Origin of the sequence: Rhodococcus sp. NPDC077669 (assembly GCF_040686915.1) — a bacterium.
GTDB lineage: Bacteria > Actinomycetota > Actinomycetes > Mycobacteriales > Mycobacteriaceae > Rhodococcoides > Rhodococcoides fascians.
Map to the genome: position 1 here is coordinate 130,359 of NZ_JBFBMD010000010.1, position 25,257 is coordinate 155,615.

The following is a 25,257-nucleotide window of genomic DNA, read 5'->3' on the forward strand; positions in this document are numbered from 1 at the left end:
GCCTGTGTACTCGTTCATGTCAGCGCCCGTAGCGGCGCAGATAGCGCCCTAACGGTACCGGAGTGCCCGCTGGCGGGAAGAATTCACGTGTGCAGCCGCTTGCCCGGGATGGCGGCCAACAGCTTCTTCGTGTACTCCTCCTCCGGCGAGCGCAGAATCTTCCACGGCGTGCCCTGCTCGACGACCTGGCCGCCCCGCAGCACCACCACTCGATGTGCGACGCGATCGACCACCGCCAGATCGTGGCTGATGAACAGGCAGGCGAAACCGAACTCCTGCTGCAGCGCCTCGAACAGGTCGAGCACGGCCGCCTGGACCGAGACGTCCAGTGCACTGGTCGGCTCGTCTGCGACCACCAGATCCGGTCCCAGCACCAGTGCCCGCGCCAGGCTGACGCGTTGCCGTTGCCCACCGGACAGCTCGTGCGGGTAACGCTTGTCGGTGCCGGACGGTAGCTGCACGGCGTCGAGCAGCTCGGTGGTCCTGGCCGCGATCGCATCCTTGGAGCCGTACTTGTGCACGATCATCGGCTCGGCGATGCACTGTCCGACGGTGAGCCGCGGGTTCAGCGACGCCGACGGGTCCTGGAAGACGAAGCCGAATCGCTTGCGCAAGGGCTTGAGCTTGCGCTCGCTCACGCCGGCGATGTTCTGTCCCATCACCGTCACGCTGCCGCTGGTCGGCTTCTGGAGCGCTGCAACGCACCTGCCGATCGTCGACTTACCCGAGCCCGACTCGCCCACCAGACCGAGGGTTTCGCCGCGGTGGATGGTCAGCGAGACGTCGTCGACCGCTCGGAATGCCGAGGAGCCGACCCCACCGGAGAACTGCACCACCAGCTGCGAGACCTCGAGTACCGGCTCGCCCGACGTGTCGACGGTCTTGTCCGACTCCACTGCAGCAAGGGTCGGCACCGCGGCCAGCAGCTTTTTGGTGTACTCGTCTTCGGGGGCGTCGAACAGCTGTGCCACCGGCGCTTCCTCGACGACTCGGCCGTTCTGCATGACGACGACGCGGTCCGCCAGATCGGACACGACGCCCATGCTGTGGGTGATCAGCACGATGGCGCACCCGAGCCGGTCTTTCAGATCGCGCAGCAGCTCGAGGATCTCGGCCTGCACCGTGACGTCGAGGGCGGTGGTCGGCTCGTCGGCGATGATGACTTTCGCCTCACACGAGATGGCGATCGCGATCATGACGCGTTGCTTCTGGCCACCGGAGAGCTCGTGTGGGTAGTACGAGAAGCGCTGCTCGGGGTTCGGCAACCCCACCATCGTCAACAACTCGATGGCCCGCGCCTTGGCATCCTTACTGCCCATCCGTTTTCCGTCTGCACTTCGGGTCGTTCCGCCGGCTCCACTCCTGGCGCGGGTGTGCGCGCGCAACGCCTCGACGATTTGATACCCGATGGTGAACAACGGATCGAGAGCACTGCCCGGCTCCTGGAACACCATCGAGATCTTGTTGCCCCGCAGCCTCGCCCACGCCTTGTCGTTCAGCGTGGTGACGTCCTGCCCGCCGAGAACCACGTGCCCGTCGACTCGCGCGGTATCGGGCAGCAGCCCGATGGCGGAGCGGACACTGACGGATTTACCCGACCCCGACTCCCCCACGACGGCGAGAACTTCACCGGGATAGACCTCGAACGAGACCTCGGTGACGGCATCGACTTCGCCGGCATCGGTGACGAACGAAACGGACAACGACTGCACCGACAATGCGGACTCGCGTGGAGTCACGACACTCGATGTCATACCTTCACCGCCTTCTTGAACTTCTTGCGGGTGCGCAGCAGCGGATTGAGTGTCTCGCTTGCACTTTCACCGACCATGGTCAGACCGAGGACCACCAGCACGATGCCCAGGCCTGGGAACACCGACGTCCACCAGATGCCGTTGGAGATGTCCGGTAGGGCCTTGTTGATGTCGTATCCCCACTCCGAGGCGGAGGTCGGCTCGATCCCGAACCCGAGGAAGCCGAGCCCGGCGAGGGTGAGGATGGCCTCGGCTCCGTTGAGCGTGATGATGACCGGCAGTGTCTGCACCACGTTGGCGAGTATGTGCCGGAACAGAATTCGCGGTGTACCGGCTCCGGTCACCCGCGCGGCGTCGACGTACGGTTCGGTCTTGACGGCGACCGTCGCGTTGCGGACCACCCGGAAGTACTGGGGCACGAAGATCGCCGTGATGGCAATGGCCGCGGAGGCGATACCGCCGAAACTCGACGACTGACCGCCTGCCACGACGATCGAGATGACCACGGCGAGAAGCAGAGACGGGAATGCGTACATCGCGTCCATGAACAGCACGAGCACCCGGTCGAACCAGCGGCCGATGTAGCCCGAGGCCAGACCGAGGGGAACGCCGATGATCAGGGACAGCACCAGCGACGAGGCGATGACCATCAATGCGGTTCTGGCACCGTAGATCACCCGCGACAACACGTCCTCACCGCGAACCGAGGTACCGAACCAGTGATCCGCGGACGGCGCGGCTTGGCGGGCGAAATCCGCACCGGCGTCACTGGTCTGCGAGAAACCGTACGGCGCGAGAATCGGCGCGAACAGCGCCGCGATCACGAACCCCACCATCAGCGCCAACCCGACGATGAGCGTGACCCGCTGCAATCCCGAGGTGGACTTCACGAACGCGACGCCGGGGAACCCTCTGCGGTGCGGACGGGTGGGAGGAACGTCGGACAGCACGACTTCGGTGCTCATCAGAACCTCACTCTCGGGTCGATCAGGGCGACGATCGCGTCGGTGACGAAGCTGACGACGGCGACCACCACGGCAAGGAACGTCACGATGCCCTGCACTGCAACGAAATCGCGGGCCTGCAGATAACGGGCGAGTTCGTAGCCCAGTCCTTGCCACTCGAAGGTCGTCTCGGTGAGTACGGCACCGCCGAGGAGGACGGCGATCTGCAGTCCGATGACGGTGACGATGGGAATCATGGCGTTACGGAACGCATGTCGCCTCGTCACCGTGCCCTCGCTCAACCCGCGCGCGCGGGCGGCGTCGACGAACGGCGCCTGCAACGTCTGAATCAGGTTGACTCGCACCAATCGCAGGAACACACCGGCCGTCAGCAGTCCGAGCGCAAGAGCGGGCAGAACCGCGTGCTCGAGCACGTCGACGGTGTAACCGGTGTCGCCGTACAGGAACGAGTCGATGATCAGAATGTTCGTCTTCGGGGAGACGTTCTGCAGTGCCAGTTCGACATTGGTACTGGCCCGCCCGGCGACCGGCAGCCAGCCGAGCTTGACGGCGAACAGCAGCTTGAGCAGCATGCCGACGAAGAATACCGGGGCCGCGTACGCCAGGATCGCGAAGATTCGCAGCGACGCATCACCGAACCGGTCGCGATGGGTGGCGGCGTAGAACCCGAGCGGGATGCCGACCGCGAACGCGACGAGCAGCGCCCAGAACGCCAATTCCAGTGTGGCAGCACCGTTGACGAGCAGGACGTCACTGATCGCGCGATTGTCGGTGGCGGAGCGGCCGAAGTCGCCGCGCAACAACCCGGTCAGGTACTCCCAGTACTGCGTCAGGATCGGCCGGTCGTATCCGGCCTCGGCCTTGCGCTGGGCGATCTGTTCGGCGGGTAGTCGACCGCCGAGGGCGGCGGTGATCGGGTCACCGATCACACGCATGAGAAAGAAGACGACGGTGACGAGAATCCAGGCAGTCGGGATGATCAACAGAAACCTGATCCCGAGATAGCGGGCGAGCGCGCCGTATCGTGACGGCGCGCTCGCCTGCTGCGCTTTCTTCTCCCCTACCGGCGTCTGTGCGGTAGCGGGCACCGGTCAGCTCTTGGCGAGAGTGACGAAGCGGAACTTGAACGAGGCGTCGAGGGTCTCGTCCACACCGCTGATCTCATCGGTGGCGACGGCGATCTGCTTGCCCTCCAACAGCGGAAGGGTCGGCAGGTAGTTGGTCGCGAGCTCGGTCTGAATCTGTCCGATGATCTGCATCCGTGCGTTCTCGTCGGCCGTCGTGCGCTCGAGGTCGAGCAGTGACGTGATCTCCGGGTTCTCGAAATGCGACTGGAGGAAGTTGTCCGGTCCGAAGAACGGCGTCAGGTAATTGTCTGCATCGGGGTAGTCCGGGAACCATCCGAGCTGGTACACCGGGTACGCGTCGGCGACGCGTTCCTTGGTGTAGGTGCTCCACTCGGTGGACTGCAGATTGACGTTGAACAAGCCCGTCGCGTCGAGCTGACTCTTGATCGCGGCGTACTCCTCGCTCGAGCTCGAGCCGTAGTGATCCGGGTTGTACTGCAGGTTGAGTTGGATCGGAGTGGCGACGCCTGCAGCGGAAAGGAATCCGGCAGCCTCGTCCTTGTTGGGGGTCTCACCGTAGACGTCGGAGAAGGCCTTGTTGGAACCTTCCAGACCGGTCGGCACCACGGAGTACAGCGGGGTGTAGGTGCCCTTGTAGACGCCGTCGGAGAGCGCCTGGCGATCGACCGAGGCAGCAATCGCCTTGCGTACGGCCAACTTCTGCTCGGGGGTGTTGCCGGGCATCGTGTTCATGTTGAAGACCATGTAGCGGGACTCGCCGCCGGGACCCTCGTGCACCGTGAGGCCGTCGACGGCTCCCAGCGATTCGACGTCGGTCGGGGTGAGGGAACGCCACGCCACATCGATGGCCTTGTTCTGCACATCGAGCTTGAGGTTGTCGGAGCTGGTGTAGTACTTCACGTTGACCGACGACGTCTTCGGGGTGCCGAGAATGCCGTTGTAGTCACCGTTGGCCACGAAGCTGACGAGTGAGTTCTTGCCATAGCTGGAGATGGAGTACGGGCCGGCGAACGGCTTGCCCGCAACCACTGCGTCGTCGTCGAGCACCTTGTCGGCCGGGAACACTGTCTGGTCGACGATCGGGCCCGCGGGTGTCGCGAGGATCTGCGGGAACGTCTGATCGTTGGCCGCTTTGAGGGTGAACTCGACGGTCTTCTCGTCCGGTGTCGCGATGCTGTCGAGATTGGTCAGCAGCGACGCAGGCCCGTTCGGATCGTTGATCGCGACGATGCGGTCGAACGAGAACTTGACGCTCTCGCTCGTCAGCGGATTGCCGTTGGCGAACTTCAGGTCGTCCTTGAGCGTGCACTTGTAGACGGTCGGCTCCGCGAAATCGCAGCTCTCGGCCGCATCGGGCTCGAGCTCGGAGCTACCGGGAGCGAAGTTCATCAGGAACGGATACGTCTGGTTCATCACCATGAACGATCCGTTGTCGTACGAGCCGGCCGGGTCGAGCGAGGTGACCTGGTCCGTGGTGCCGACCGTGATGGTCTCACCGCCGCCGCCGTCGCCGGATCCACCGGCGTCGGTGCGTCCCGAGCCGCACGCTGCGGCGGTCAGTGCGAGTACCGACAGTGCGGCCACTGCGGCGGTCTTCTTGCCGTGCTTACGCACAGCCGTTCGTGATGCGGCGCTGTAGCGCTGCATGCGTCCGTCGTCGGGCGACAGGGTCATCTGAGCCTCTATCCAATCGGTGTGTCCTATGTAACTCGGGACAGTACCGATGGACTGTTTCCAATATGTGGCATTGAGAAAACCCTGCTGTTCCCTAACGGAAAAGACCGGGTCAAGGACGGCTGAGAGCGCTCACATTCGCGTCGTTGTCCACCGGTTGCCCAGCGGCCGACGCCAGCAGACCCTCGAGCACGTGCTTGCCTAGTGCATTGTCCGCGGGCAGATCGATGGGGTACTTCCCGGTGAAACATGCTGCACACAAGCGCGATTCGGGCTGCTCCGACGCCGCAATCATGCCGTCGATGGAGATGTAGCCCAGCGAGTCGGCACCGATGGCCTGCCGGACGCCTTCGAGGATTCCGTCCTCGGAATCGACGCCGTTGGCGATCAGCTCTGCGGGAGAAGCGAAGTCGATGCCGTAGAAGCAGGGCCACCGCACCGGCGGGGACGCGATACGTACGTGGATCTCAAGGGCACCGGCCTCGCGCAGCATCCTGATCAGCGCCCGCTGCGTGTTGCCGCGAACGATCGAATCATCCACCACCACGAGCCTTTTGCCGCGAATGACCTCTTTGAGAGGGTTGAGCTTGAGCCGGATTCCGAGCTGCCGAATGGTCTGCGACGGTTGAATGAACGTGCGGCCCACGTACGCGTTCTTCATGAGCCCCTGGCCGTACGGGATTCCCGAGCCCTGGGCGAAGCCCACGGCTGCCGGAGTTCCGCTCTCGGGCACCGGGATGACCAGATCACCCTCGGCCGGATGCTCCTTGGCGAGACGACGTCCGATTTCCACCCGAGTCGAGTGCACCGAGCGACCGCCGATGACGCTGTCGGGCCGTGCGAGATAGACGTACTCGAACACGCAGCCCTTGGGCTCGGGGGCAGCGAAACGCGAGGACCGAACGCCGTCGGCGTCGATCGCCAACAGTTCGCCGGGCTCGATGTCGCGGACGAACGCCGCACCGACGATGTCGAGTGCCGCGGTCTCGCTGGCGACGACCCAGCCGCGATCGAGGCGACCGAGGCACAGCGGCCGAACGCCGTGCGGATCACGCGCGGCGTAGAGGGTGTGTTCGTCCATGAAGGTCAGGCAGAACGCGCCTTTGAGCAGCGGCAGCAATTCCATCGCCGCCTGCTCGATGGTGCAGTCGGCGGCCTTGTGCGCCAGCAGTGCCGTCACGACATCGGAATCCGACGTCCCGTTGCCCTGCAATCGATCGCTGATCAGGCCCGCATCGCGAGCCTTGGTGGCGAGTTCGGCGAAGTTCACCAGATTGCCGTTGTGCCCGAGCGCGATACCGGTACCGGCAGTGGTGGTGCGGAAGATCGGTTGCGCGTTCTCCCACGTCACCGACCCACTGGTGGAGTACCGGCAATGGCCGATGGCGACGTGCCCGGGCATCGCGCCGAGCGTCTGCTCGTCGAACACCTGACTGACCAGGCCGAGATCCTTGAACACGAGCACCTGGGAGCCGTCGGACACCGCGATGCCTGCGGCTTCCTGCCCACGGTGCTGCAGTGCGTAGAGGCCGTAGTACGAGAGCTTGGCCACGTCCTCGCCCGGTGCCCACACACCGAACACTCCACACTCTTCGCGCGGCTCGTTCTCCGGCTCGTCGATGGGTTTGCCTACCAGAAGATTCGGACTGTCGACCGACAAATCGGCGTTGGTCACGGGCATTGCTCCCTAGGGGGTCCGGGGCGGGGGGCCGTGCCCAGTCTACGGGCACACGGGCTGACACAACGCATCGTGTGTCCAGGAGATTCCCGACGGTCGAACGGCCGCTGAAATCCGGCGGTCAGGTGATGGTCAGCAACGGCAACCACCGACCCACCTCGACGGCCCGGCTGCCGGACGCGTCGATCGAGCCGTCGCCGAGCGCCTCGGCGAAATCCCGGGTCCCGGTAGCCACCTGAAGCCATGTCAGAGCATCGGTTTCGACGACGTTCGGCGGGGTTCCTCTGGTGTGCCGGGGCCCGACGATGCACTGCACCGCGACGAACGGCGGCACCCGCACCTCCACCGACGACCCCGGTGCGTTCTGACCGAGAGTCCTGGCCGTGGTGCGCACGGCGGCGGCGATCTGTGCGCGTGGCGGCTTGTCGGCCTCACCTCGGATCCAGCCCGCGACGGCCAGAACGGCCTCGCGCACCTCGGCGGGACCGACCTCCTTGTGCGGTGGCATCTCCGGTCAGCTCCTCTCACGTTCGGTCGCCGCGAGATGCGCCAACACGGCACCGCTCGCGTTGAGTGCGTAGTGCAGCGCAGCAGGGGCGAGCACACTGCCGCTGCGCGCCCGCAGCCACGAGAACACCACCCCGGCGACGGTCGTCGCGGCAACGGTCCCGGCCACCGAATCCCCGGCGGCGCGGGCGGGACGAATGTGCCACAGTCCGAAGAAGACCGGCGACAGGGCAGGCGATGCCGCATCGAGCACACCGCGGAAGAGCAACTCCTCGGTCAGCACCGTCCCCACCGGAATCCGAAACAGCACCCACTCCGCGAGATCGTCCTCGGACGGACGGACGCGTCGACGCAGTGCGGGTACGGCGGCCACCACCGCAGACCCCAGGACGGGTATCGCTGCCGCAGCCGCTCCCCATTTCAGCCCGGATGCGGCGTTACGCAGGCCCAGCCGTTCGGCATTCGATCCCGACACCGCAGCCACAGCGACGGCGAACGACGCGTTGGCCACTGCCCGCCCGCGGGCTCCGAGCCCGGCCGCAGGCAGCACGTATGTGCTCCACGCCGTTGTCACGAGTCCGGTCAGAATGGGTCGTTCCGCAGGCTCCACTCCGGTTGCCAGAGCGGTTCTCACTTCTCGGGACCGTCACGTCCGGCGAACTGCTCCATGACGCCGCGCACTCGTTCGGTGTCGCGGTCGGTCCACCCCTCGGGAGCGGCGACGGCCACCCAGCCGTCGAGCACGAGGGTGCCGTAGTTGTGACCGTGGCCGTCGGGGACGCCTGCTGCGTTGGTCAGGTCCGCTGCCACCTGCCAGAAGGTCACCACCGGGAACCAACGCATGCTCGGCAGTCGGTCCGGCCCCGGCGGCTCGGACAGCCAGTCCGGGCGCTCGAACAGCAGGTCGGGTGACCACCAGACCACCGGATCCGACGCATGCTGGACGTACAGGATGCGCGGGGCGTACCAGGGCTGATCCTCCGGCGGGATGCCCGACGAATTGTCGGCGAAGCGAACCGTCAGGCCCTCGGAGTACACCGGCCGAACCTCGGGGCTGCCCGGATCACGCCTGCTGACGAACTGACTCCAGATGCGGTTGTCGTTCGGCGGACCCACCCACAGGACGCCGTCGGTGGTGGCGCGGATGTCGGCCAACCCGTCGAACGCGCCTTCACCGGACTTCGTCCCCAGACTTTCGCCGTAGACGTAGAACTTGGGACGGGTGGCCTCGGGCTCCTGCAGCCACCGGTCGTGCACTTTGTCGATCAGCGCCTTGCCTGCCTGGGCGGCTTTGTCGCCCTCGGCGATGAACGAGATCCAACTCGGCAGATACGAGTACTGGGAGGCGACGGTGGCGACATCGCCGTCGAACATCAGCTCCTCGGCCTCGACGGCGGTGGGGTTGACCCAGCCGGTGCCGGTGGTCGGCACGACGATGAGCGCTTTGCGCTGGAACGCGCCGGTGCGTTCGAGTTCGGCGACGACGATATCGAGTCGTTCGTCCTGAGTCTCCGCGGTTTCCAGTCCGGCGTAGGCCCGAATGGGTTCGAGGCTCGGACGTCCGGTGGCCCGTTCCATCTCGTCGGCTCGCAGGCCGCTGGAGACGAAGTTGCGGCCCTCGAATCCGAGTGTGTCCCACGGTGCCAACGAATTCGGGCTACCCGACCTCTCGTCGGCGACGGGTTGTTCTGTGCCCTCTCGCGTTTCGTCGTTCTGCAGACTGAACACCGAGTTGGTCACCTCGGAGACCGCACGCAACAGCACACCCTGGACCAGGGCGACGACCAACACCACCAGAACGATCACGCCGAGTGCATTGGCCACCTCGCGCGGCATCTTCACGATGCGATTGATCTGACGGGCCAGCAACCGGACGACGTCGCGTAGCACCCGCGAGATCGAAATGAGCAGTGCGGCAATGGCAATGCTCAATGCTCCGGTGCGGAGGTACCCCGTCGTTGTGGTCCCCTCCGCGTCCATGAGCGCGGCGAGTTCACGCTGCCACTGCGCCGAGACCGCCAGCATGATCATCGACGCAGCGACGGCGACGACGAGTACGACGACCTTGACTGCAAGTTCGACCTTGCGCGGCAATGGCCACCACGAACGCGACGACAGCCACCATCGCGTCACCGCCCATCCCACGGCCACCCCGAAGGCGTACCCGATAGCCGAGTTGATGCCGCCGATGATGCCCTGGAACAGCCATCCACGAGGCAGCAGCGACGGCGTCAGCGACCAGCAGAAGAACAACGCGCTGAACGCGATTCCGGTGAAGTCCAGACGCAGCAGGCCCCACGACCACATGACGAACGGATGCTTCTCCGGCGACGGAGCCGAGAACTCCACCGTCGGAAAGTGATACCGATGATGCTGATCCTGCTCGAGTGTGGGCTCGGTCCCCCTTCGACGCTCCGATACCTGTCCCCCCACCTCGGTCAGCCGAAGAGTCTGGGAAGAGTGCTCTCGAACGTCTCCCGCAGTTCCGTCATCGGCACGGAGAACTGCCCTTGGACCTCGATCGAATCCGAGCCCTCGTCGACGACGCCCACTCGCGCCCACGGAAGTCCGCGTGCGGTGCACATCCCGGTGAACCGGGTCTCCTCGGTGCGCGGCACGGCGACCAGCACCCGGCCGGAGGATTCGGAGAACAAGGTCACGAACGGGTCTGCGCCTTCGGGAACGATGATGCGGCAACCGGTTTCGCCGGCCAAGGCTGCCTCGACGACGGCCTGAGCGAGACCACCCTCGGACAGGTCGTGTGCAGCCGAGACCAGGCCGTCGCGGGAGGATGCGAGCAGGATGTCTGCCAACAACTGCTCCCGAGCGAGATCGACCTTCGGCGGAACGCCGCCGAGGTGATCGTGCTCGACCTGCGCCCAGATGGACCCGTCGAACTCGTCGTGGGTCTCCCCCAGCAGGATGAGTGTCTCGCCGGGCTCGAGGCCGAGCCCGGTCGGGATGCGGCGATGGACGTCGTCGATGACGCCCAGCACTCCGACCACGGGGGTCGGCAGGATCGGCTCCGCGCCGGTCTGGTTGTAGAAGCTGACGTTGCCGCCGGTGACCGGGATGCCGAGGGTGACACACCCGTCCGCCAAACCGCGTACGGCCTGCTGGAACTGCCACATGACACCCGGGTCCTCCGGCGAACCGAAGTTCAGGCAATTGGTGACGGCCTTGGGAGTGGCGCCGGTGACCGCGACGTTGCGGAACGCCTCGGCCAGAGCCAGCTGCGCGCCCTGGTACGGGTCGAGTGCGGTGTAGCGGCCCGACGCGTCGGTGGCCAAAGCGATTCCGCGACCGGTCTTCTCGTCGATGCGGATCACGCCTGCATCGGCGTTCTCGGCCAGCACGGTGTTGCCGCGGACGTAGCGGTCGTACTGCTCGGTGATGAATCGACGGCTGCACAGCTGCGGCGAGCCGATCATCTTCAGCAGAGTGGCCTTCAGCTCGTCCGCGGTTTCCGGACGCTTCAGCGACGCCGTGCTGTTCGCGATCAACGCGTCCTGGGTATCCGGACGCTGCACCGGACGGTTGTACACCGGGCCTTCGTGCGCAACGGTTTTCGGCGGTACATCGACGACGGTATCGCCGTGCCAGGTGATCTGGAGGTGCTCGCCGTCGGTGACCTCACCGATGACCGTGGCCAGGACGTCCCACTTCTTGCAGACGGCCATGAATGCGTCGACGTTCTCGGGGGTCACCACGGCGCACATGCGCTCCTGGGATTCGCTCGAGAGCACCTCGGCCGGAGTCATGCCGGTGGCGCGCATCGGCACCTTGTCGAGCTCGATGTGCATGCCACCACTGCCGGCGGACGCGAGTTCCGATGTGGCGCAGGACAACCCGGCACCACCGAGGTCCTGGATGCCGACGACGAGCTTGTTCGAGTACAGCTCGAGGCAGGCTTCGATGAGCACCTTCTCGGTGAACGGATCGCCCACCTGAACCGCGGGAAGCTTCTTGCGGCCCCCACCGGTCTCGTCACCGTCGAAGGTCTCCGACGCGAGCACGGACACGCCACCGATGCCGTCGAGACCCGTTCGTGCACCGAACAGAATGATCTTGTTACCCAGGCCCGACGCGAACGCCAGGTGCATGTCCTCGACCCGCATGACGCCGGCACACAGGGCGTTGAGCAGAGGGTTACCGGCGTAGGAGGCGTCGAACACCGTCTCGCCGCCGATGTTCGGTAGGCCGAGGGAGTTTCCGTACCCACCGACGCCTGCGACGATGCCGCTCAGGACACGGCGCGTATCGGGTGCATCGGCAGCACCGAATCGCAGCTGGTCCATGACGGCGATCGGGCGAGCGCCCATGGCCATGATGTCGCGGACGATACCGCCGACGCCCGTCGCCGCACCCTGGTAGGGCTCGACGTACGACGGGTGATTGTGACTCTCGACCTTGAACGTGACGGCCCAGCCGTCGCCGACGTCGACGACGCCCGCGTTCTCGCCGATACCGGCGAGCATCGGCTTGCGCATCTCGTCGGTGGTGGTCTCGCCGAAGTACTTCAGGTGCACCTTCGAGGACTTGTACGAGCAGTGCTCGCTCCACATGACGGAGTACATCGCCAATTCGGCGTCCGTGGGCCGGCGGCCGAGGATTTCCTTGATGCGGACGTATTCGTCGTCCTTGAGTCCGAGTTCCTTGTACGGCTGCGCAACGTCGGGGGTGGCGACGGCGTTCGAGACAGTGTCTGTGGGTACAGAGCTAGCGGACACGAGGAATAGGTCCCTTCGATGGAGCGAAATGCCAGGGAGAGTCTATAAGGTGCCGCCGACATGTACGGCATCGGACGTATCGGCCTCGTGCGAACATCACCTGATGGACATTGCACTGACCGAGGACGATCTGGACGAAACGGGCGTCATCGACCCGTCGATGGTGGCCAAGGGAGTCGACGTACCGCCGAAAGCCGTCGTCTGTTTCTTCGCCGAGGTGATCGAGAGCATCTGCGCGAAAGGCGACGCCCGAGTGGTGTCGATCATGCGCTCCGAGCACGGCGAACACCCCGTCTACGAGATCGAACGAGGCGGACAGAAACTTGCCGTCTTCCATCCCGGCGTCGGCGCGCCACTGGCCGCACTGTTCCTCGAAGAAGCCATCGCCATGGGCTGCACACAGTTCGTTGCTGTCGGCGGTGCCGGGGCGCTGTCCGACGACCTGGGCATGGGACACGTCATGGTGGTCGACAGCGCCCTGCGCGACGAGGGCACCTCGTTCCACTACCTGCCACCCGGTCGAGTGGTCGACGCCGATCCCGCAGGCGTCGCCGTACTCCAGTCGGTACTGACCGACGCCGGCATCGACTTCGTCACCGGCCGCTCCTGGACCACCGATGCGCTCTACCGCGAAACCCGCGGCCGAGTCTCGCGCCGCGTCGAGGAAGGCTGCCGAACGGTCGACATGGAGGCGTCGGCCTTCTGCGCAGTCGCCCGATTCCGTGGAGTCCGATTCGCGCAACTGCTGTACGCGGGCGACTCCCTGGCCGCCGACTGGGATCACCGCGGCTGGACCAAGGCAACAACGGTGCGCGAACAGTTGTTCTGGCTCGCTGCCGACGCCTGCCTGCAACTCGATCCGCTCTAGGTCCTCGGGTCGCTGGTCTCGGGTTCGCTTCCGGGTCTCTGGTTCACCCCCCCGGATTTCGCAAACGCGCGCGCGTTTGCCGAACGCGCGCGAAACAGCCCCGGAATCGGGCACGAATCCGCGCGCACCTGACAATTGCGCGCGCGTTTGCGACGCCGATCTGGCTCAGGCAGGGGCGAGGAAAGCCGCCAACGCGTCGGCGTATGCCTTCACGTCGCCGGCTCCCATCAACTCTCGGGACGAGTGCATGGCGAGTTGCGCTGCGCCGACGTCGACCGTCGACAACCCGGTGCGCGACGCGGTGATCGGTCCGATGGTCGATCCGCACGGTAGATCCGCGCGATGGACATAGCGCTGAAACGGTACGTCGGCTTGCTCGCAGGCCAGTGCGAATGCACCGGCACCGGCGGAATCGGTTGCGTAGCGCAGGTTTTGGTTGACCTTGAGTACCGGTCCGCCGCCGAGTTCGATGCGATGTGCAGGCTCGTGACGATCGGGGTAGTTCGGATGCGTCGCATGCGCCATATCGCCCGAGGCACAGATGGATCCGGCCATCGTGCGCAGGAATTCCTCGCGGCCGCCGCCGCGCCCGAGCACGATGCGTTCGAGCACGGTGTTGAGCAGGTCCGAGAACGCGCCGCGGTCGGACATACTGCCGACTTCCTCGTGGTCGAACAAAGCCAACACGGGAGTGACGTCGGTCGGATTCTCCACTGCCGCAAGCAAAGCCTGCGTTCCGGCGTAACAGGTGCCCTGATTGTCCAGACGCGGCGCACTGACCAACTCGGATTCGACTCCTACCACCGCGCTGGGTGCCAGGTCGTGTGTCATCAGTTCCCAGCCCAGTACCGAACCGGGATCGACGCCTTCTCGCTCGGCGACGTAGGAGACGAAGGACCGTGGCGAATTACCCACTCCCCAAATGGCATTGACGTGTCGCTGCGGATCGAGCGTGACACCTTTGCGGTCCTCGGACAGGTGAATCGCGAGCTGCGGAACTCGGAGGATCGGCTCGTCAACCTTGACGAGTACCTCGCGGGCGGTGTTGCCGTCACGCACGCTGAGCCGGCCGGAGATACCCAGGTCGCGATCGAGCCAGGAGTTGAGCCAGGCACCGCCGTACGGCTCCAGCCCGACCATCTGCCAACCCGCCGACTCCAGATCAGGATGCTGTTTCACCCGGAGATTGGGGCTGTCGGTGTGTCCGCCGACGATGCGGAAGGGGCCCTCACGCTCGGTGCTCCAGGCAACGAGTGAGCCGCCGCGGATCAGGTAGTAGCGGCCCGCTTCCGTCGGCCAGGCATCGGTCTCGTCCAGACGCACGAATCCGGCGTCCTCGAGCTGCACCGACACCGTCCGACACACATGGAACGGGGACGGCGAGACGTCGACGAAGTTGCAGAGACCGGCAGCAGAGGCAGAGGACGACATGGGAACCATTGTGTCAGCCGCCGCGTCGAACACCCCGAGAGCACACACCGACCGGGGGAGAAACATGAAGATCGAGCCGACACCGAACCAACACGTCGCTCACGCAACCACACTCGCCATCGTACGAATGAAAACGATCGAAGCATTTCGTACCCGCGGAATGATGGTGCACCGTGAGGATGCGACCACGCTCGGTGCGGAGTCGGGTGCACGCTTCCCGCTCGACAACGTGTTCGCCCGCTGCTCGGGTGCGCCCCGGTCGGCGTGGGACGGCATCATCGGCGGCCATGTCCAGGTCATGATCGAGGCGATGCGCGAGTCCGCTCCGGCGTTCATCGCAGGCCTGTCCGACGACGAGTTCCATTCGAAACTCCGTGAACGCGTCGTCGCGCCGTGCGTGTTGGAATCGATGGGTTCGTACAGTTATTCGGTTCCCCTGCTCGCGGCACCCGATGCGCCGAGGCGGGTGTTGAATCTGTCGTCTCCGAATCGAGCTCTGACGTTGTTCGACAGTCACTTCGAGGGGCGCGACATCGACGCTGCGTGGGCTGCGGGTCGCAAGAACACTGCGGCGATCGAGTTCGAGGGAGCGCAGTTGCTCGAACGCGAGGGGGTCTGCATCGAGGTGCTCGACGGCGATTCGATCTATCTTGCGTCGAAGATCGCCGATATGACCACGTTGATTTCGTCGCATTTGGGCGAATGCCTGTACGGCGTACTCTTCGCCGTCCCCAACGCGTACGAATTCGCCTTTCATCGGCCCCGCGACGCCGACGACGCAGTCGCGGCAGCCACCGCACTCGCCGAGCTGGCCGACGTGTTCTCTCGCGATACACCGAGCCCACTGTCGCGCTCGGTGTTCTTCTGGCGAGACGGCGAGTATTGCGACGTGACGCACGGGCCTAAGGGTATCTTCACCTCAGCGTTGACCGAACTACGCGCACGCGCGGCCTGACTGCGATCACGTGCCGACAGACCCGCTATTCAGGCGGCGGAGTGGTCGGTCGTCCCGCTGCAGCGTCGCGAATCCAGTCGGGTACGGGTTGATGATCGCGTTCGGCCATGGTGATGTACGCGCGGGCAGCGGCAGCGGCGACCGTTGGCCGTGGTGCTTTGATGTTGCGTTCGTCGGTGGTGGTCATCGCGGGTCCTCCTGCTCGCTCTCGCCGTCAGTGTCCTCGGTTTCGCGCGGTTTCGCGCGGTTGCGCCAGTGCGCGACGTGCAGACCGGCCCGCAACGGCAAGCAGCACCTTGCGTTCGGTGCTGGCGATGAGAGCGACCCCGACGACGGCCAGAACGCCAACGACGAGCGTTACCCACGACTGGGCGGGCATCCGCTGCTCAGTGCGCCCCGGATACGCAGAACACGTTGCCGTCGGGATCGCTGAGCGTCACCCAGCGAAAGTCACCCATGGTGTGCTGCTGGACCTCGGTCGCACCCGACTCGACCAGCCGAGAGACCTCGTCGTCGAGGTTCTCGGCGGTCATGTCGAGGTGGAGGCGATTCTTACCCGGCGACGGGTCGTCGACCTTCTGGAAGGCCAGTCGATACGGGGCCGAAGCGAGTGCGACGACGTAGAACCAGCCGTCGTTCTCCTCGACGATCGATCCGTCGACCTGTGAGGCCCACCAGCGAGCGAGCGGGCCCGGGTCGGTGGAATCGAACGTGATCATGCCCAGGGTCAGTGTCATGGCGGAAGATTAGACCCACCCACCGACACGAAAATCAGGCGTTGACGATCGCGTCCAGTGCCGAGTAGAAGATGCCGAGCCCGTCGTCGCTCGGGCCGGTCAACGGCTCGGTGGCGTGCTCGGGATGGGGCATCAGGCCGACGATCCGACCGTTTGCCGACGAGATTCCGGCAATACCGCGCTGCGACCCGTTGGGGTTGCTCCCGCTGTAGCGGAACACGACGCGGCCTTCACCTTCGAGCTCGTCGAGCACGCTCTGCGATGCCTGGAATCGGCCCTCGGCGTTCTTGACCGGAATCAGGATCTCGGCATCCTGCTCGTATCGCGACGACCATGCCGTGCCGGCATTCTCGACCTTCAACCATTGGTCGCGGCACACGAAATGGAGGCCCTCGTTGCGCGTCAACGCTCCGGGAAGCAGTCCGACCTCGCACAACACCTGAAAACCGTTGCAGATCCCCAGGATCGGCATCCCGCCCTCTGCCGCCTTGACCACTGACTCCATCACGGGAGCGAAGCGGGCGATCGCACCGGCTCGCAGATAGTCGCCGTATGAGAATCCGCCGGGGACGACGATGGCGTCGACGTTCTTCAGATCGGCGTCGGCGTGCCACAGGCTGACGGCCTCGCCGCCGGCGAGAGTCACGGCGCGGGATGCGTCGACGTCGTCGAGAGTTCCGGGGAACGTGATGACTCCTACGCGGGCGCTCATGAGATGCGAGTCACTTTCCAGTCCTCGATCACCGTGTTGGCGAGCAGCGATTCGGCAATCTTCTCGAGTTCGGCGTCGTCGACGGAATCGTCGATCTCCAGCTCGAAGCGCTTGCCCTGACGCACATCGGACACACCGGAGATTCCCAGCCGGCCCAGCGCACCTGCGATGGCCTGACCCTGCGGATCGAGAATCTCGGCCTTGGGCATGACATCGACTACGACTCGGGCCACGAAAGCGCTCCTTGAAATACGTACAGCAAGACAGTTACCGGCAGGTGGGAGTCTACGCAGCCCTGGCCAGCGGAGCGAAACCGCGCTTACTGTGGAGTGCATGCGGCTGACACACTTCGGACATTCCTGCGTTCTGGTCGAACTCAACGGCACCACGGTGCTGTTCGATCCCGGCACGTTCTCTCACGGATTCGAGGGCATCACCGGGCTCGACGCCATCCTGGTCACTCACCAGCACCCGGATCATGTTGATCTGCAGCGACTTCCCGCGCTTCTCGACGCCAATCCCCGCGCCGAGCTGCACGCCGATCCCATGACGGCAGGCCAGCTCGGAGGGAAATGGATCGCGGCCCCGGCGGGCAAGGACTTCTCCGTGGGCGGCATCACCGTCACCGGAGTCGGCGGCACGCACGCCGTCATCCATCCGGAATTGCCGGAGATCGACAACACCGGTTATCTGCTCGGTACTCCGGAGAACCCGGGGCAACTGTTCCATCCGGGTGACTCGTTGTTCGTTCCCGAGCAACAGGTCGAGGTACTGGCATTGCCCGCGGCAGCGCCGTGGTCGAAGCTGTCCGAGACGGTCGAATTCCTCCGTGCGGTGGCACCGAGGATGGCGTTCCCCATTCACCAGGCCGTCGTCGCGGAACAGGCGAGGGGCATCTACTACGGACGCTTCAAGGAGATGTCCGACGCCGAAATCCGCGAACTCCCCGAGGAATCGTCCGTCTCGATCTAGCCGGTGACCTCGGGCGGGAGGGTGCCGATCATGGTCACTTGCGTTCCGTCCCACTGGTAGTCGATCGTCGCCGGTCCGCCGGTCGGGTTCGCATTGGCGTCATCGGCGAGTGGCCAGCGGTAGTTCACTGTGATCGTGTCGGCGGACTGTGCCGCCACCGACGTGAACCCGTACGGCTCCAGCGTCGCGGTGCCGAGGTACTCGGCGTCGTGGAAGAAGAGCAGATGCGTCGGCGAGCTGACCGTCGCGCCGTACGGGAGGGCTTCGACCCAGGTGAACGACGCACAGGGATCGCCCATGTCGGTGGCGACCCACGGTGAATCTGCGAACACGAGCGGCAGCGAGTCCACCGCCTGCGGTACCGGCCCCCACGTCAGATCCAGGCACAGCGGCTCGGCTTCCGACGGACCCATGGGAACCAGGTCGCTGGCCTCCTCGGGTGGCGTTCGCTGCGGCTGCGCTCCCTCGGTCACGGTGGCCGGGGCGGGTGTCAGCGGTGCCGAGCTCGTCGCTGTGGTCGTCGGAACGGCCGAGGACGGTGCTGCCGACGGCGTTCCTTGCTCCGATCCGCTGCACGCGACGAGAGCTGTTGCACCTACTGCGAGGAGCAGAAGTCGTTTCATGAAGACCGCCTGGTTCGATTTGCCCGACGCCAGGTATGTCCCCTCGCAAACATGTTCCGTTACATCACATTTCGATCAAGGGGCCTGAACCCTGCCAGCGCAGGCAACTCTTGCTCCACTGTTCGCTCGCTCCGCGGTATTTCAGCGGAAGCCGCCACAGAGTGGAGCGCCAGTTGCACTCGTCAGTCGAGCCGAACCAATTCCCGCAGTGCCGACTCGTCCACCGCGTCGAGTCCGTCCAAGAATGCAGCGGCGAAGGTACCCGGACGTGACGTCGACCGAGCAGCGATCTCCGACGCGGCCGCCACGTGCGCGTGCGCGCCGACGGCACCGATCAACGCAGACGGAGAAACGGAGCAGTACGCCGCCGTCAGCGCACCCAACGCGCATCCGGTGGCTGTCACTCGTTGCAGCAGTGCGCTTCCGCCGCCGATCTTCACAGTAGAGCCTTGCGCGAAGATATGGTCGACCTCACCCGAGGCCGCTACGACCTCGGCGCGGTCGAGGAGAGAACGCGCCGCGTCGACGGAGTCCGCCACGTGCGCAGACGAATCCACGCCTCTCGATCCACCCTCAGCGCCCGCGAGTCCCATCACCTCGGAAGCATTTGCGCGAATCACGTTGGGCCGATTGGCAAGTAGCTCGACGGCCACCTGGGTTCGCCACGGCAGCCCGCCCGCTCCCACCGGATCGAGTACCCACGGCTTCCCCGCTGCTCGCGCGGCAGCGGACGCCAGACGAGAACTTTCCACCTGCGCGGCCGTCGGAGTTCCGAGATTGACCAGAACCGCGTCGGCGATCTCGGCGAAGCCGGCCGCTTCCTCCGGATTGTCGACCATCGCCGGAGCCGCACCTGCCGCGAGCAGGGCATTTGCGACGAATTGCACCGACACCGTATTGGTCAGACACTGCACCAGCGGATTGCGATCACGCAGGAGTCGATGCGCGGTAACGACGTCGTTCAGGGTCACACTCGAGGCATTCATCGCTGTCGAGTCTACGACCGCTCCCACCCCGTTCGCGTCAATGGACCACCCCACCCCCTTCGGATCAATGCGCCTTTCTTGCAATCTGAGTGACTGAAAGCCACATTGATCCCAATTGGAGGTACAGAGCAAGCCGGGGGCGGGGCGGGGGTTGGGGCGGGGCGGGGTGAGGCAGCGAGGAGTCAGGCCACGCGAGTTTTGGTGCGCGGGATCCATTCGTAGACTCCCGCTGCGGCGTTGTGGTGCAGGGAGAGGTCGATGGCATCGAGGATTGCCTGTCGCGGCGCGGGGCGTCCGAGTTGCTTGGCGCTGATGGCCAGGCGCACCACTCCCCCGCGTCGGGCGGTGCGACCGGCCCCGAGTACGAGTGCTTTGAACCACCAAGGTTCGGCTTTGAAGCCTTCGCCGATTCCCCAGACCCGGGCGCGGATGGTGCCGTCGCGGTAGAGGTCGTGAATACCGTTGAGCGAGGCGATCATTCGGAATCCTGCGTCGGGTAGCGCCTCGATGGCTCCGGGTGAGGCGATCCAGCGCGGAGCGGCGAACACTCGGGTACGCAGGCCGGTCTGTTCCATGACGCGGTCGGCGGCCATCAAGCGCAGTCGAGCTTCGTGACGCGGCAGTGCAGAGAATTCGGAGCGTCGACGCTTCGTCGCGGCCTGGTCGTAGCCGTGCAGAACGATGGCGTCGCCTCCGTCGCGTCGGGCCCGCAACCACTCCTGGGTGGGCACGTCGGCTGCGAGACGGTATTTGTCTTTCAGCCGGGGAGCGACGAGGAGGGAAAGCGGGACGCCCCGTCCGTCGAGTTCTCGTGCGAACTCGGCGGCGTGCTCGTAGGTGTCGTTCTTGATTCCGCTCACCGACACGATCAGGCGTCCAGACATGACTCGAGCCTCGCACACCAGCGTGAACGAGGCTCGACGTCGATGCAGACAGAAGCTAAACGGCGATCGTTTCCTTCGGCAGGATCTTGTCGATCGCGGCGAGCACCTCGGGTGCGTCCGGCTCGGTGCGCGGGCGGAACCGGTTGGTGACGACGCCATCCGGGGAGATCAGGAACTTCTCGAAGTTCCACTGAACGTCTCCGGCGGTGCCGTCGGCGTCCTCGGTCTTGGTCAGTTCGGCGTAGAGCGGGTGCCGGTTGTCACCGTTGACGTCGATCTTCTCGGTCATCGCGAACGTGACGCCGTACGTGGTGGAGCAGAAAGTTTCGATTTCTTCGGCGGTGCCGGGCTCTTGGCCACCGAACTGGTTGCACGGCACCCCGACGACCGACAGGCCACTGGCGGAGTACTCGTTGGCGAGCTTCTCCAGCTTTTCGTACTGCGGGGTCAGTCCGCACTTGGATGCGACATTGACCACGAGGACGGCCCGTCCGGCGTACTCGTCGAGCGAGGTGGGCGCACCACCCAGCGTGTTGATGCCGATGTTCTGAACTTCAGTCATCACCCGAACTTACCTGTGAGTACCGACAGAATGGAACCGACGCACAAAAGCAAGTACGACCCCGCTGGTGGCAGGGCCGTACTTGCGTTCTTCCGAACCGGGCGACGGGGGGATGCGCGTCGCCCGGCAGGTTCTTATGCCTTGGCGGCGTTCTTTTCGATGATGACCTGCTTGTCTGCGGGTGCGTCGTCTTCGGGGTAATGGTCGTCGACCATGGTTTCCTCGTCGAACGGCAGGTTGCCGTCGAGCACCGTGTTGACTCGTTCCTTGTCCAGGGTCTTGGTCCAGGTGCCGACCAGCAAGGTGGCAACGGCGTTACCCGAGAAGTTGGTGACGGCGCGGGCTTCGGACATGAAGCGGTCGATTCCGACAATGATCGGGACGCCGTCCAGCAGCTGAGGGGCATGACTTTCCAGGCCGCCGGCCAGCGTGGCCAGTCCGGCTCCGGAGACTCCGGCTGCGCCCTTGGAGGCGATGATCATGAACAGCAGCAGCGAGAACTGCTCGGGGATCGAGAGCGGCAGGTTCATGGCGTCAGCGATGAAGATCGAGGCCATCGTCAGGTAGATCGCGGTGCCGTCCAAATTGAACGAGTAACCGGTGGGGACGACGATGCCGACGGTGGTGCGCTCGACTCCGACGTGTTCCATCTTGGCGATCAGACGCGGCAGGGCCGACTCGGACGAGCTGGTGGCGACGATGAGCAGGTACTCACGGGCCAGGTACTTGACCAGCTTGAAGATCGAGAAGCCGGAAACGAACTTCAAGATCAGGCCGAGGAAGAAGAACACGAAGATGAAGCAGGTGACGTAGAAGGCCAGCATCAGAGTGCCGAGCTGCAGTACCGCGTCGAATCCGGTCTTGCCGACGACACCGGCGATGGCACCGAAGGCACCGATCGGGGCGAGCCACAGGATCATCGTCAGGATGCGGAAGACGAGCTTCTGTACTGCACCGATGCCCTTGAGGATGCCTTCGCCGCTCTTGCCCATGGCCTGCAGGGCGAAGCCGACGAGGATGGCGACGAACAACGTCTGCAGTACCGAGCCTGCGGTGAGCGACGACAGCAGCGAGGTCGGAATGATGCCTGCGATGAAGTCCATCGTGCCGCCGGCCGCCTCGGCCGTCTTGACCAGTTCATCGGCTCCGCCGCTGGGCGGGATGTCCAGACCGTCACCGGGCTGGATCAGGTTGCCGACGACCATGCCGATACCGAGCGCGATGGTGGACATGCTGAGGAAGTAGGCCAGGGCCAAGCCGCCGACGCGACCGACACTGGCTGCCGCGCGGACCGAACCGATGCCGAGGACAATGGTGCAGAAGATGACCGGGCTGATCATCATCTTGATCAGGCTGACGAACAGCGTGCCGAGCACAGCCAGCGAGACGCCGAAGTCCTTCCACACCAGGCCGACGATGACTCCGGCGATGACGGCGATGATCACCGCGATGTAGAGCCAGTGAGTCTTGTCGCGCTTCTTTTTGGGCTCGGTGGGCGGATTGTCGAACCGCTCCGCATCGATGGTTGTCATGAATGTTCCTTCTGGTTCAAGTGAAGCGCGAGTCGAACTGCGGACTTCGTAACTGTCGCGGGTGGAGTGAGGTGGGTCACCCCTGCTGAGAGATGATGTTGCTGCACCCAGTGACTGGAGTCACCTATACGTTCATTCTGTTCACATCGATGTTTCTTGTCCGAAAGGAATGTGTTGTCCTCGAAGCGGCCGCTGAGCGTGGCGGGGCAGGTATTGGTCCTGCAACTGGTCGTCATGGCCGTCGTCGTTCTCGCCGGCGGGATCCTGACGATCCTCAACGAGAGGTCCAACAGCGACGACGCCACCCGACGTGAGGTGACGGCGATCGCGGTGAGTATCGCCAACGAACCGTCGACGCCGCTGGCCATCGAATCCGACGACCCGACGTCTCGTCTGCAGCCGGAAACGGAGAAGATCAGGCAGGTCACCGGGGTCGATTTCATTGTCGTCATGGCTCCCGATCGCACCCGCTTCACGCACACCACCGTCGACCTGATCGGTAAACCGTTCAGCGGCAACATCGATCGCGCACTGCTCGGCGAGACGTTCACCGAGACGTACGTGGGCTCTCTCGGCCCGTCCATCAGGGCGGTCACACCCGTCACCGATACCGACGGCGAGATCGTCGGTCTCGTGTCCGCTGGAGTCACCCGCCAGAAGATCAGCGATCAGTTCCTGCAAGGCCTGCCGTTGATCCTCGCCGTCGTGCTCGCGGCCTTCGTCGTCGCTGCGGCCGGTTCGACGCTGCTCAGCCGCCGGCTACGGCGTCAGACATTGGGAATGGCTCCGGCCGAATTGCGGACGATGTACGAGCATCACGACGCCGTTCTGCATTCCATCGGCGAGGGCTTGTTGGTGTTCGGACGCAGCGACGAGGCGGAGTTGGTCAACGACGAGGCCCGACGCCTTCTCGACCTACCGGACGGGCCGGTATCGCTGACGTCGTTGCCGGAGTCGATGCAACAGATGGACACCGGGATCGTCCGCGGTGAGCTGCATCTGACGAAAGATCGTGTACTCGTCGTCAACCAGGATCCGGTCATGTGGGAGGGCAAACGCCTGGGTAACGTCCTGACGATTCGCGATCAGACCGAGTTGCGTTCGTTGATGGGCGAATTGGATTCGGTGCGCAGTTTCGCGGAGTCACTGCGCTCGCAGGCGCACGAGGCGGCGAATCGGTTGCACACGGTCATCACGATGGTCGAGCTCGGTCGGCCCGAAGAAGCCGTCGAATTCGCGACGGCCGATCTCGAACTCTCGCAGACTCTCATCGACCGGTTGATGAACGCGGTCGGCGAGCCTGCGCTCGCGGCGCTGTTGCTCGGCAAGGTCAGCCAGGCCGCCGAACAGGGCGTCGAGCTGACGATCACCGACGACACGGCGATGGAGCACGAAGGGGTTCTGACTGCTCGCGAATTGGTGACGCTGGTAGGCAATCTGATAGACAATGCGATCGATGCCTCGAAAGAATCCGACCAGCCGTGGGTCGAAGTGACGGTCCGCGACGCCGACGGTGAACTTGTCGTCCGGGTGGCCGACAGTGGCCCCGGCATGCCACCGGAAACCTTGAAAGCTGCTCTCCGGCGGGGATATTCGACCAAATCCGGATCTCGTGGACTCGGACTCGCGCTCGTGACGCAGGTGATCACGCGGCACGGTGGCACGTTGACCTCGGAAGTGACGTACGGGTCGGTGTTGGTGGCGACCATTCCGGGAGCGACGTCGTGATCCGCGTACTGATCGTCGACGACGAACCGCTCATCGCGGAGGCCCACAAGACGTACGTCGAGCGGACGCCCGGTTTCGACGTGGCCGGAGTCGCACACACCGGCGCTGCGGCCATGCGATTCGCCAGCACCGAACCCGTCGATCTGGTGTTGCTGGACATCGGCCTGCCCGACGCCAGTGGCATCGACGTCGCTGCGGCGCTCGGCGGTCTTCGTCCGAGCCCCGACGTCATTGCCATCACCTCCGAACGTGATCTGTCGGTAGTTCGTTCCGCAGTGGCGCACGGCATCGTGCTGTATCTGCTCAAACCGTTCACGTTCGCGGCGTTTCGAGACAAGCTCGAGCGCTACCGCGAATTCCACGACGCATTACCCGCCGGCGAGAACGCGTCCAGTCAGCGAGACATCGACCGTGCGATGGCACACCTGCGCACGGCCGACGAACGCGTCTCCACCCCCAAAGGCATAGCCCCACAGACGATGGACGGCATCACCGCCAGCGTCAAGGAATCCGTCGACGGCCTCAACGCCTCCGAGGCGGCCAAGGTTGTCGGCGTATCCCGGGTGACGGCCTGGCGCTACCTCGAACGACTGGCCGACGACGGCCTGGTCACCCGGCACACCGAATACGGTAAAGCCGGGCGACCGCAGGTCCGCTATGTGTGGCGTTAGAGCGGCTGGCGCCGCATGTGATGCTCCTATGAGTGTCAAGTGGCAGTTTTCTGGGTGAGATGTTGGAACATTTCGCGGGCGACGGCTCGCTTGAGGCAGCGGATGATGTCGCGTTTGCTCTTGCCTTCAGCGAGTCGTCGGTCGCGGTATTGCTGGGTGCGGGTGTCGTATTTGAGGCGGGCCATGACGATGACGTGCAA

Annotated in this window: 25 protein-coding genes; 5 read left to right on the forward strand and 20 right to left on the reverse strand. The window is 64.8% G+C overall.

Features of this window, described 5'->3' with window-relative positions; genetic code table 11:
- Nucleotides 1-83: 83 nt before the first annotated feature.
- The 9 genes from AB0P23_RS14495 to purL all read right to left on the reverse strand — a co-directional run bounded on the left by AB0P23_RS14495 (nt 84) and on the right by purL (nt 12,396).
- Nucleotides 84-1,754, reverse strand: a complete 1,671-nt coding sequence (locus AB0P23_RS14495; protein WP_290369258.1) for an ABC transporter ATP-binding protein — start codon at nt 1,752-1,754, stop codon at nt 84-86.
- A complete protein-coding gene (locus AB0P23_RS14500) occupies nt 1,751-2,719 on the reverse strand; it encodes an ABC transporter permease (protein ID WP_363797972.1) in 969 nt (322 codons plus the stop codon). Before AB0P23_RS14500 ends, AB0P23_RS14495 begins: the two co-directional genes overlap by 4 nt.
- Complete coding sequence (locus tag AB0P23_RS14505) at nt 2,719-3,714, reverse strand: ABC transporter permease (RefSeq protein ID WP_032367512.1); 996 nt, start codon at nt 3,712-3,714, stop codon at nt 2,719-2,721. The genes AB0P23_RS14500 and AB0P23_RS14505 overlap by 1 nt, the downstream gene beginning before the upstream one ends.
- Nucleotides 3,715-3,810: 96 nt before the next feature.
- A complete protein-coding gene (locus tag AB0P23_RS14510; RefSeq protein WP_045842145.1) occupies nt 3,811-5,454 on the reverse strand; it encodes an ABC transporter substrate-binding protein in 1,644 nt (547 codons plus the stop codon).
- Between the two features lie 139 nt (nt 5,455-5,593).
- Nucleotides 5,594-7,156 (reverse strand): amidophosphoribosyltransferase, encoded by a 1,563-nt coding sequence (purF, locus tag AB0P23_RS14515; RefSeq protein ID WP_032367510.1) that lies wholly within the window; start codon nt 7,154-7,156, stop codon nt 5,594-5,596.
- Between the two features lie 124 nt (nt 7,157-7,280).
- Nucleotides 7,281-7,667 carry a sterol carrier family protein gene (locus AB0P23_RS14520; RefSeq protein ID WP_032373762.1) on the reverse strand — a complete coding sequence of 129 codons (387 nt, stop codon included), beginning with the start codon at nt 7,665-7,667 and terminating at the stop codon, nt 7,281-7,283.
- A gap of 6 nt (nt 7,668-7,673) precedes the next feature.
- Nucleotides 7,674-8,300, reverse strand: coding sequence for a CPBP family intramembrane glutamic endopeptidase (locus AB0P23_RS14525; RefSeq protein WP_230591140.1), 627 nt, complete (start codon nt 8,298-8,300; stop codon nt 7,674-7,676).
- Nucleotides 8,297-9,973, reverse strand: a complete 1,677-nt coding sequence (locus AB0P23_RS14530; protein ID WP_230595216.1) for an alpha/beta hydrolase — start codon at nt 9,971-9,973, stop codon at nt 8,297-8,299. The genes AB0P23_RS14525 and AB0P23_RS14530 overlap by 4 nt, the downstream gene beginning before the upstream one ends.
- 131 nt (nt 9,974-10,104) lie before the next feature.
- Entirely contained in the window at nt 10,105-12,396 is a 2,292-nt protein-coding gene (gene purL / locus AB0P23_RS14535) for a phosphoribosylformylglycinamidine synthase subunit PurL (protein ID WP_032367486.1), read from the reverse strand.
- Nucleotides 12,397-12,499: 103 nt separating this feature from the next.
- Between purL and AB0P23_RS14540 the strand changes: the two genes are divergently transcribed.
- Nucleotides 12,500-13,264, forward strand: coding sequence for a nucleoside phosphorylase (locus AB0P23_RS14540; protein ID WP_228139152.1), 765 nt, complete (start codon nt 12,500-12,502; stop codon nt 13,262-13,264).
- 165 nt (nt 13,265-13,429) lie between these two features.
- On the opposite strand, the gene AB0P23_RS14545 is transcribed toward AB0P23_RS14540, so the two are convergent.
- A complete protein-coding gene (locus AB0P23_RS14545) occupies nt 13,430-14,704 on the reverse strand; it encodes a M18 family aminopeptidase (protein WP_363797975.1) in 1,275 nt (424 codons plus the stop codon).
- 118 nt (nt 14,705-14,822) lie between these two features.
- Here AB0P23_RS14545 and AB0P23_RS14550 point away from each other — a divergent pair, with 118 nt between their 5' ends.
- Nucleotides 14,823-15,650 carry a hypothetical protein gene (locus AB0P23_RS14550; protein ID WP_363797976.1) on the forward strand — a complete coding sequence of 276 codons (828 nt, stop codon included), beginning with the start codon at nt 14,823-14,825 and terminating at the stop codon, nt 15,648-15,650.
- A 25-nt stretch (nt 15,651-15,675) separates the two neighbouring features.
- Here the strand turns inward: AB0P23_RS14550 and AB0P23_RS14555 are convergent, their stop codons facing one another.
- Genes AB0P23_RS14555 through purS form a run of 5 tightly spaced genes read right to left on the reverse strand, consistent with a single transcriptional unit; the run spans nt 15,676 to nt 17,332 of the window.
- Nucleotides 15,676-15,837 carry a hypothetical protein gene (locus tag AB0P23_RS14555; RefSeq protein WP_155288495.1) on the reverse strand — a complete coding sequence of 54 codons (162 nt, stop codon included), beginning with the start codon at nt 15,835-15,837 and terminating at the stop codon, nt 15,676-15,678.
- 27 nt (nt 15,838-15,864) lie between these two features.
- Nucleotides 15,865-16,029 carry a hypothetical protein gene (locus tag AB0P23_RS14560; RefSeq protein WP_196250494.1) on the reverse strand — a complete coding sequence of 55 codons (165 nt, stop codon included), beginning with the start codon at nt 16,027-16,029 and terminating at the stop codon, nt 15,865-15,867.
- A gap of 7 nt (nt 16,030-16,036) precedes the next feature.
- Nucleotides 16,037-16,387: a VOC family protein gene (locus tag AB0P23_RS14565; RefSeq protein WP_032367485.1), complete on the reverse strand. Its 351-nt coding sequence runs from the start codon at nt 16,385-16,387 to the stop codon at nt 16,037-16,039.
- Nucleotides 16,388-16,421: 34 nt separating this feature from the next.
- Nucleotides 16,422-17,099, reverse strand: a complete 678-nt coding sequence (gene purQ, locus AB0P23_RS14570; RefSeq protein ID WP_027495839.1) for a phosphoribosylformylglycinamidine synthase subunit PurQ — start codon at nt 17,097-17,099, stop codon at nt 16,422-16,424.
- Entirely contained in the window at nt 17,096-17,332 is a 237-nt protein-coding gene (gene purS, locus AB0P23_RS14575) for a phosphoribosylformylglycinamidine synthase subunit PurS (protein ID WP_032371340.1), read from the reverse strand. Before purS ends, purQ begins: the two co-directional genes overlap by 4 nt.
- Before the next feature lie 100 nt (nt 17,333-17,432).
- Here purS and AB0P23_RS14580 point away from each other — a divergent pair, with 100 nt between their 5' ends.
- Nucleotides 17,433-18,071, forward strand: coding sequence for an MBL fold metallo-hydrolase (locus AB0P23_RS14580; RefSeq protein WP_032367483.1), 639 nt, complete (start codon nt 17,433-17,435; stop codon nt 18,069-18,071).
- Here AB0P23_RS14580 and AB0P23_RS14585 read toward each other — a convergent pair.
- The 5 genes from AB0P23_RS14585 to AB0P23_RS14605 form a co-directional block, all read right to left on the reverse strand.
- The gene (locus AB0P23_RS14585) at nt 18,068-18,694 is read right to left on the reverse strand and encodes an LppP/LprE family lipoprotein (RefSeq protein WP_363797980.1); all 627 of its coding nucleotides are present in this window, start codon (nt 18,692-18,694) and stop codon (nt 18,068-18,070) included. The genes AB0P23_RS14580 and AB0P23_RS14585 overlap by 4 nt on opposite strands.
- Before the next feature lie 182 nt (nt 18,695-18,876).
- Nucleotides 18,877-19,680 (reverse strand): hydroxyethylthiazole kinase, encoded by an 804-nt coding sequence (gene thiM / locus AB0P23_RS14590; RefSeq protein ID WP_363797982.1) that lies wholly within the window; start codon nt 19,678-19,680, stop codon nt 18,877-18,879.
- A 182-nt stretch (nt 19,681-19,862) separates the two neighbouring features.
- Complete coding sequence (locus AB0P23_RS14595) at nt 19,863-20,564, reverse strand: DUF2334 domain-containing protein (RefSeq protein ID WP_363797983.1); 702 nt, start codon at nt 20,562-20,564, stop codon at nt 19,863-19,865.
- Nucleotides 20,565-20,619: 55 nt separating this feature from the next.
- Complete coding sequence (locus AB0P23_RS14600) at nt 20,620-21,126, reverse strand: glutathione peroxidase (RefSeq protein ID WP_222090139.1); 507 nt, start codon at nt 21,124-21,126, stop codon at nt 20,620-20,622.
- Between the two features lie 134 nt (nt 21,127-21,260).
- Nucleotides 21,261-22,658, reverse strand: a complete 1,398-nt coding sequence (locus AB0P23_RS14605; RefSeq protein ID WP_032386372.1) for a cation:dicarboxylase symporter family transporter — start codon at nt 22,656-22,658, stop codon at nt 21,261-21,263.
- Between the two features lie 234 nt (nt 22,659-22,892).
- On the opposite strand from AB0P23_RS14605, the gene AB0P23_RS14610 reads away from it, so the two are divergent.
- Nucleotides 22,893-24,386, forward strand: coding sequence for a sensor histidine kinase (locus AB0P23_RS14610; protein ID WP_228139393.1), 1,494 nt, complete (start codon nt 22,893-22,895; stop codon nt 24,384-24,386).
- Nucleotides 24,383-25,057, forward strand: a complete 675-nt coding sequence (locus AB0P23_RS14615) for a response regulator (protein WP_032374017.1) — start codon at nt 24,383-24,385, stop codon at nt 25,055-25,057. Before AB0P23_RS14610 ends, AB0P23_RS14615 begins: the two co-directional genes overlap by 4 nt.
- Nucleotides 25,058-25,257: the final 200 nt, after the last annotated feature.

Coding starts and splice junctions, on each gene's coding strand:
- AB0P23_RS14580 (WP_032367483.1), top strand. CDS start 17,433: ATGCGGCTGACACACTTCGGACATTCCTGCGTTCTGGTCGAACTCAAC.
- AB0P23_RS14600 (WP_222090139.1), bottom strand. CDS start 21,126: ATGACTGAAGTTCAGAACATCGGCATCAACACGCTGGGTGGTGCGCCC.
- AB0P23_RS14565 (WP_032367485.1), bottom strand. CDS start 16,387: ATGACACTGACCCTGGGCATGATCACGTTCGATTCCACCGACCCGGGC.
- AB0P23_RS14510 (WP_045842145.1), bottom strand. CDS start 5,454: ATGCAGCGCTACAGCGCCGCATCACGAACGGCTGTGCGTAAGCACGGC.
- AB0P23_RS14560 (WP_196250494.1), bottom strand. CDS start 16,029: ATGCCCGCCCAGTCGTGGGTAACGCTCGTCGTTGGCGTTCTGGCCGTC.
- thiM (WP_363797982.1), bottom strand. CDS start 19,680: ATGAATGCCTCGAGTGTGACCCTGAACGACGTCGTTACCGCGCATCGA.
- AB0P23_RS14545 (WP_363797975.1), bottom strand. CDS start 14,704: ATGGTTCCCATGTCGTCCTCTGCCTCTGCTGCCGGTCTCTGCAACTTC.
- AB0P23_RS14495 (WP_290369258.1), bottom strand. CDS start 1,754: ATGACATCGAGTGTCGTGACTCCACGCGAGTCCGCATTGTCGGTGCAG.
- AB0P23_RS14550 (WP_363797976.1), top strand. CDS start 14,823: ATGAAAACGATCGAAGCATTTCGTACCCGCGGAATGATGGTGCACCGT.
- AB0P23_RS14595 (WP_363797983.1), bottom strand. CDS start 20,564: ATGTCTGGACGCCTGATCGTGTCGGTGAGCGGAATCAAGAACGACACC.
- AB0P23_RS14610 (WP_228139393.1), top strand. CDS start 22,893: ATGGCCGTCGTCGTTCTCGCCGGCGGGATCCTGACGATCCTCAACGAG.
- AB0P23_RS14585 (WP_363797980.1), bottom strand. CDS start 18,694: ATGAAACGACTTCTGCTCCTCGCAGTAGGTGCAACAGCTCTCGTCGCG.
- AB0P23_RS14500 (WP_363797972.1), bottom strand. CDS start 2,719: ATGAGCACCGAAGTCGTGCTGTCCGACGTTCCTCCCACCCGTCCGCAC.
- AB0P23_RS14555 (WP_155288495.1), bottom strand. CDS start 15,837: ATGACCACCACCGACGAACGCAACATCAAAGCACCACGGCCAACGGTC.
- AB0P23_RS14520 (WP_032373762.1), bottom strand. CDS start 7,667: ATGCCACCGCACAAGGAGGTCGGTCCCGCCGAGGTGCGCGAGGCCGTT.
- purQ (WP_027495839.1), bottom strand. CDS start 17,099: ATGAGCGCCCGCGTAGGAGTCATCACGTTCCCCGGAACTCTCGACGAC.
- AB0P23_RS14605 (WP_032386372.1), bottom strand. CDS start 22,658: ATGACAACCATCGATGCGGAGCGGTTCGACAATCCGCCCACCGAGCCC.
- AB0P23_RS14530 (WP_230595216.1), bottom strand. CDS start 9,973: ATGTGGTCGTGGGGCCTGCTGCGTCTGGACTTCACCGGAATCGCGTTC.
- AB0P23_RS14540 (WP_228139152.1), top strand. CDS start 12,500: ATGGACATTGCACTGACCGAGGACGATCTGGACGAAACGGGCGTCATC.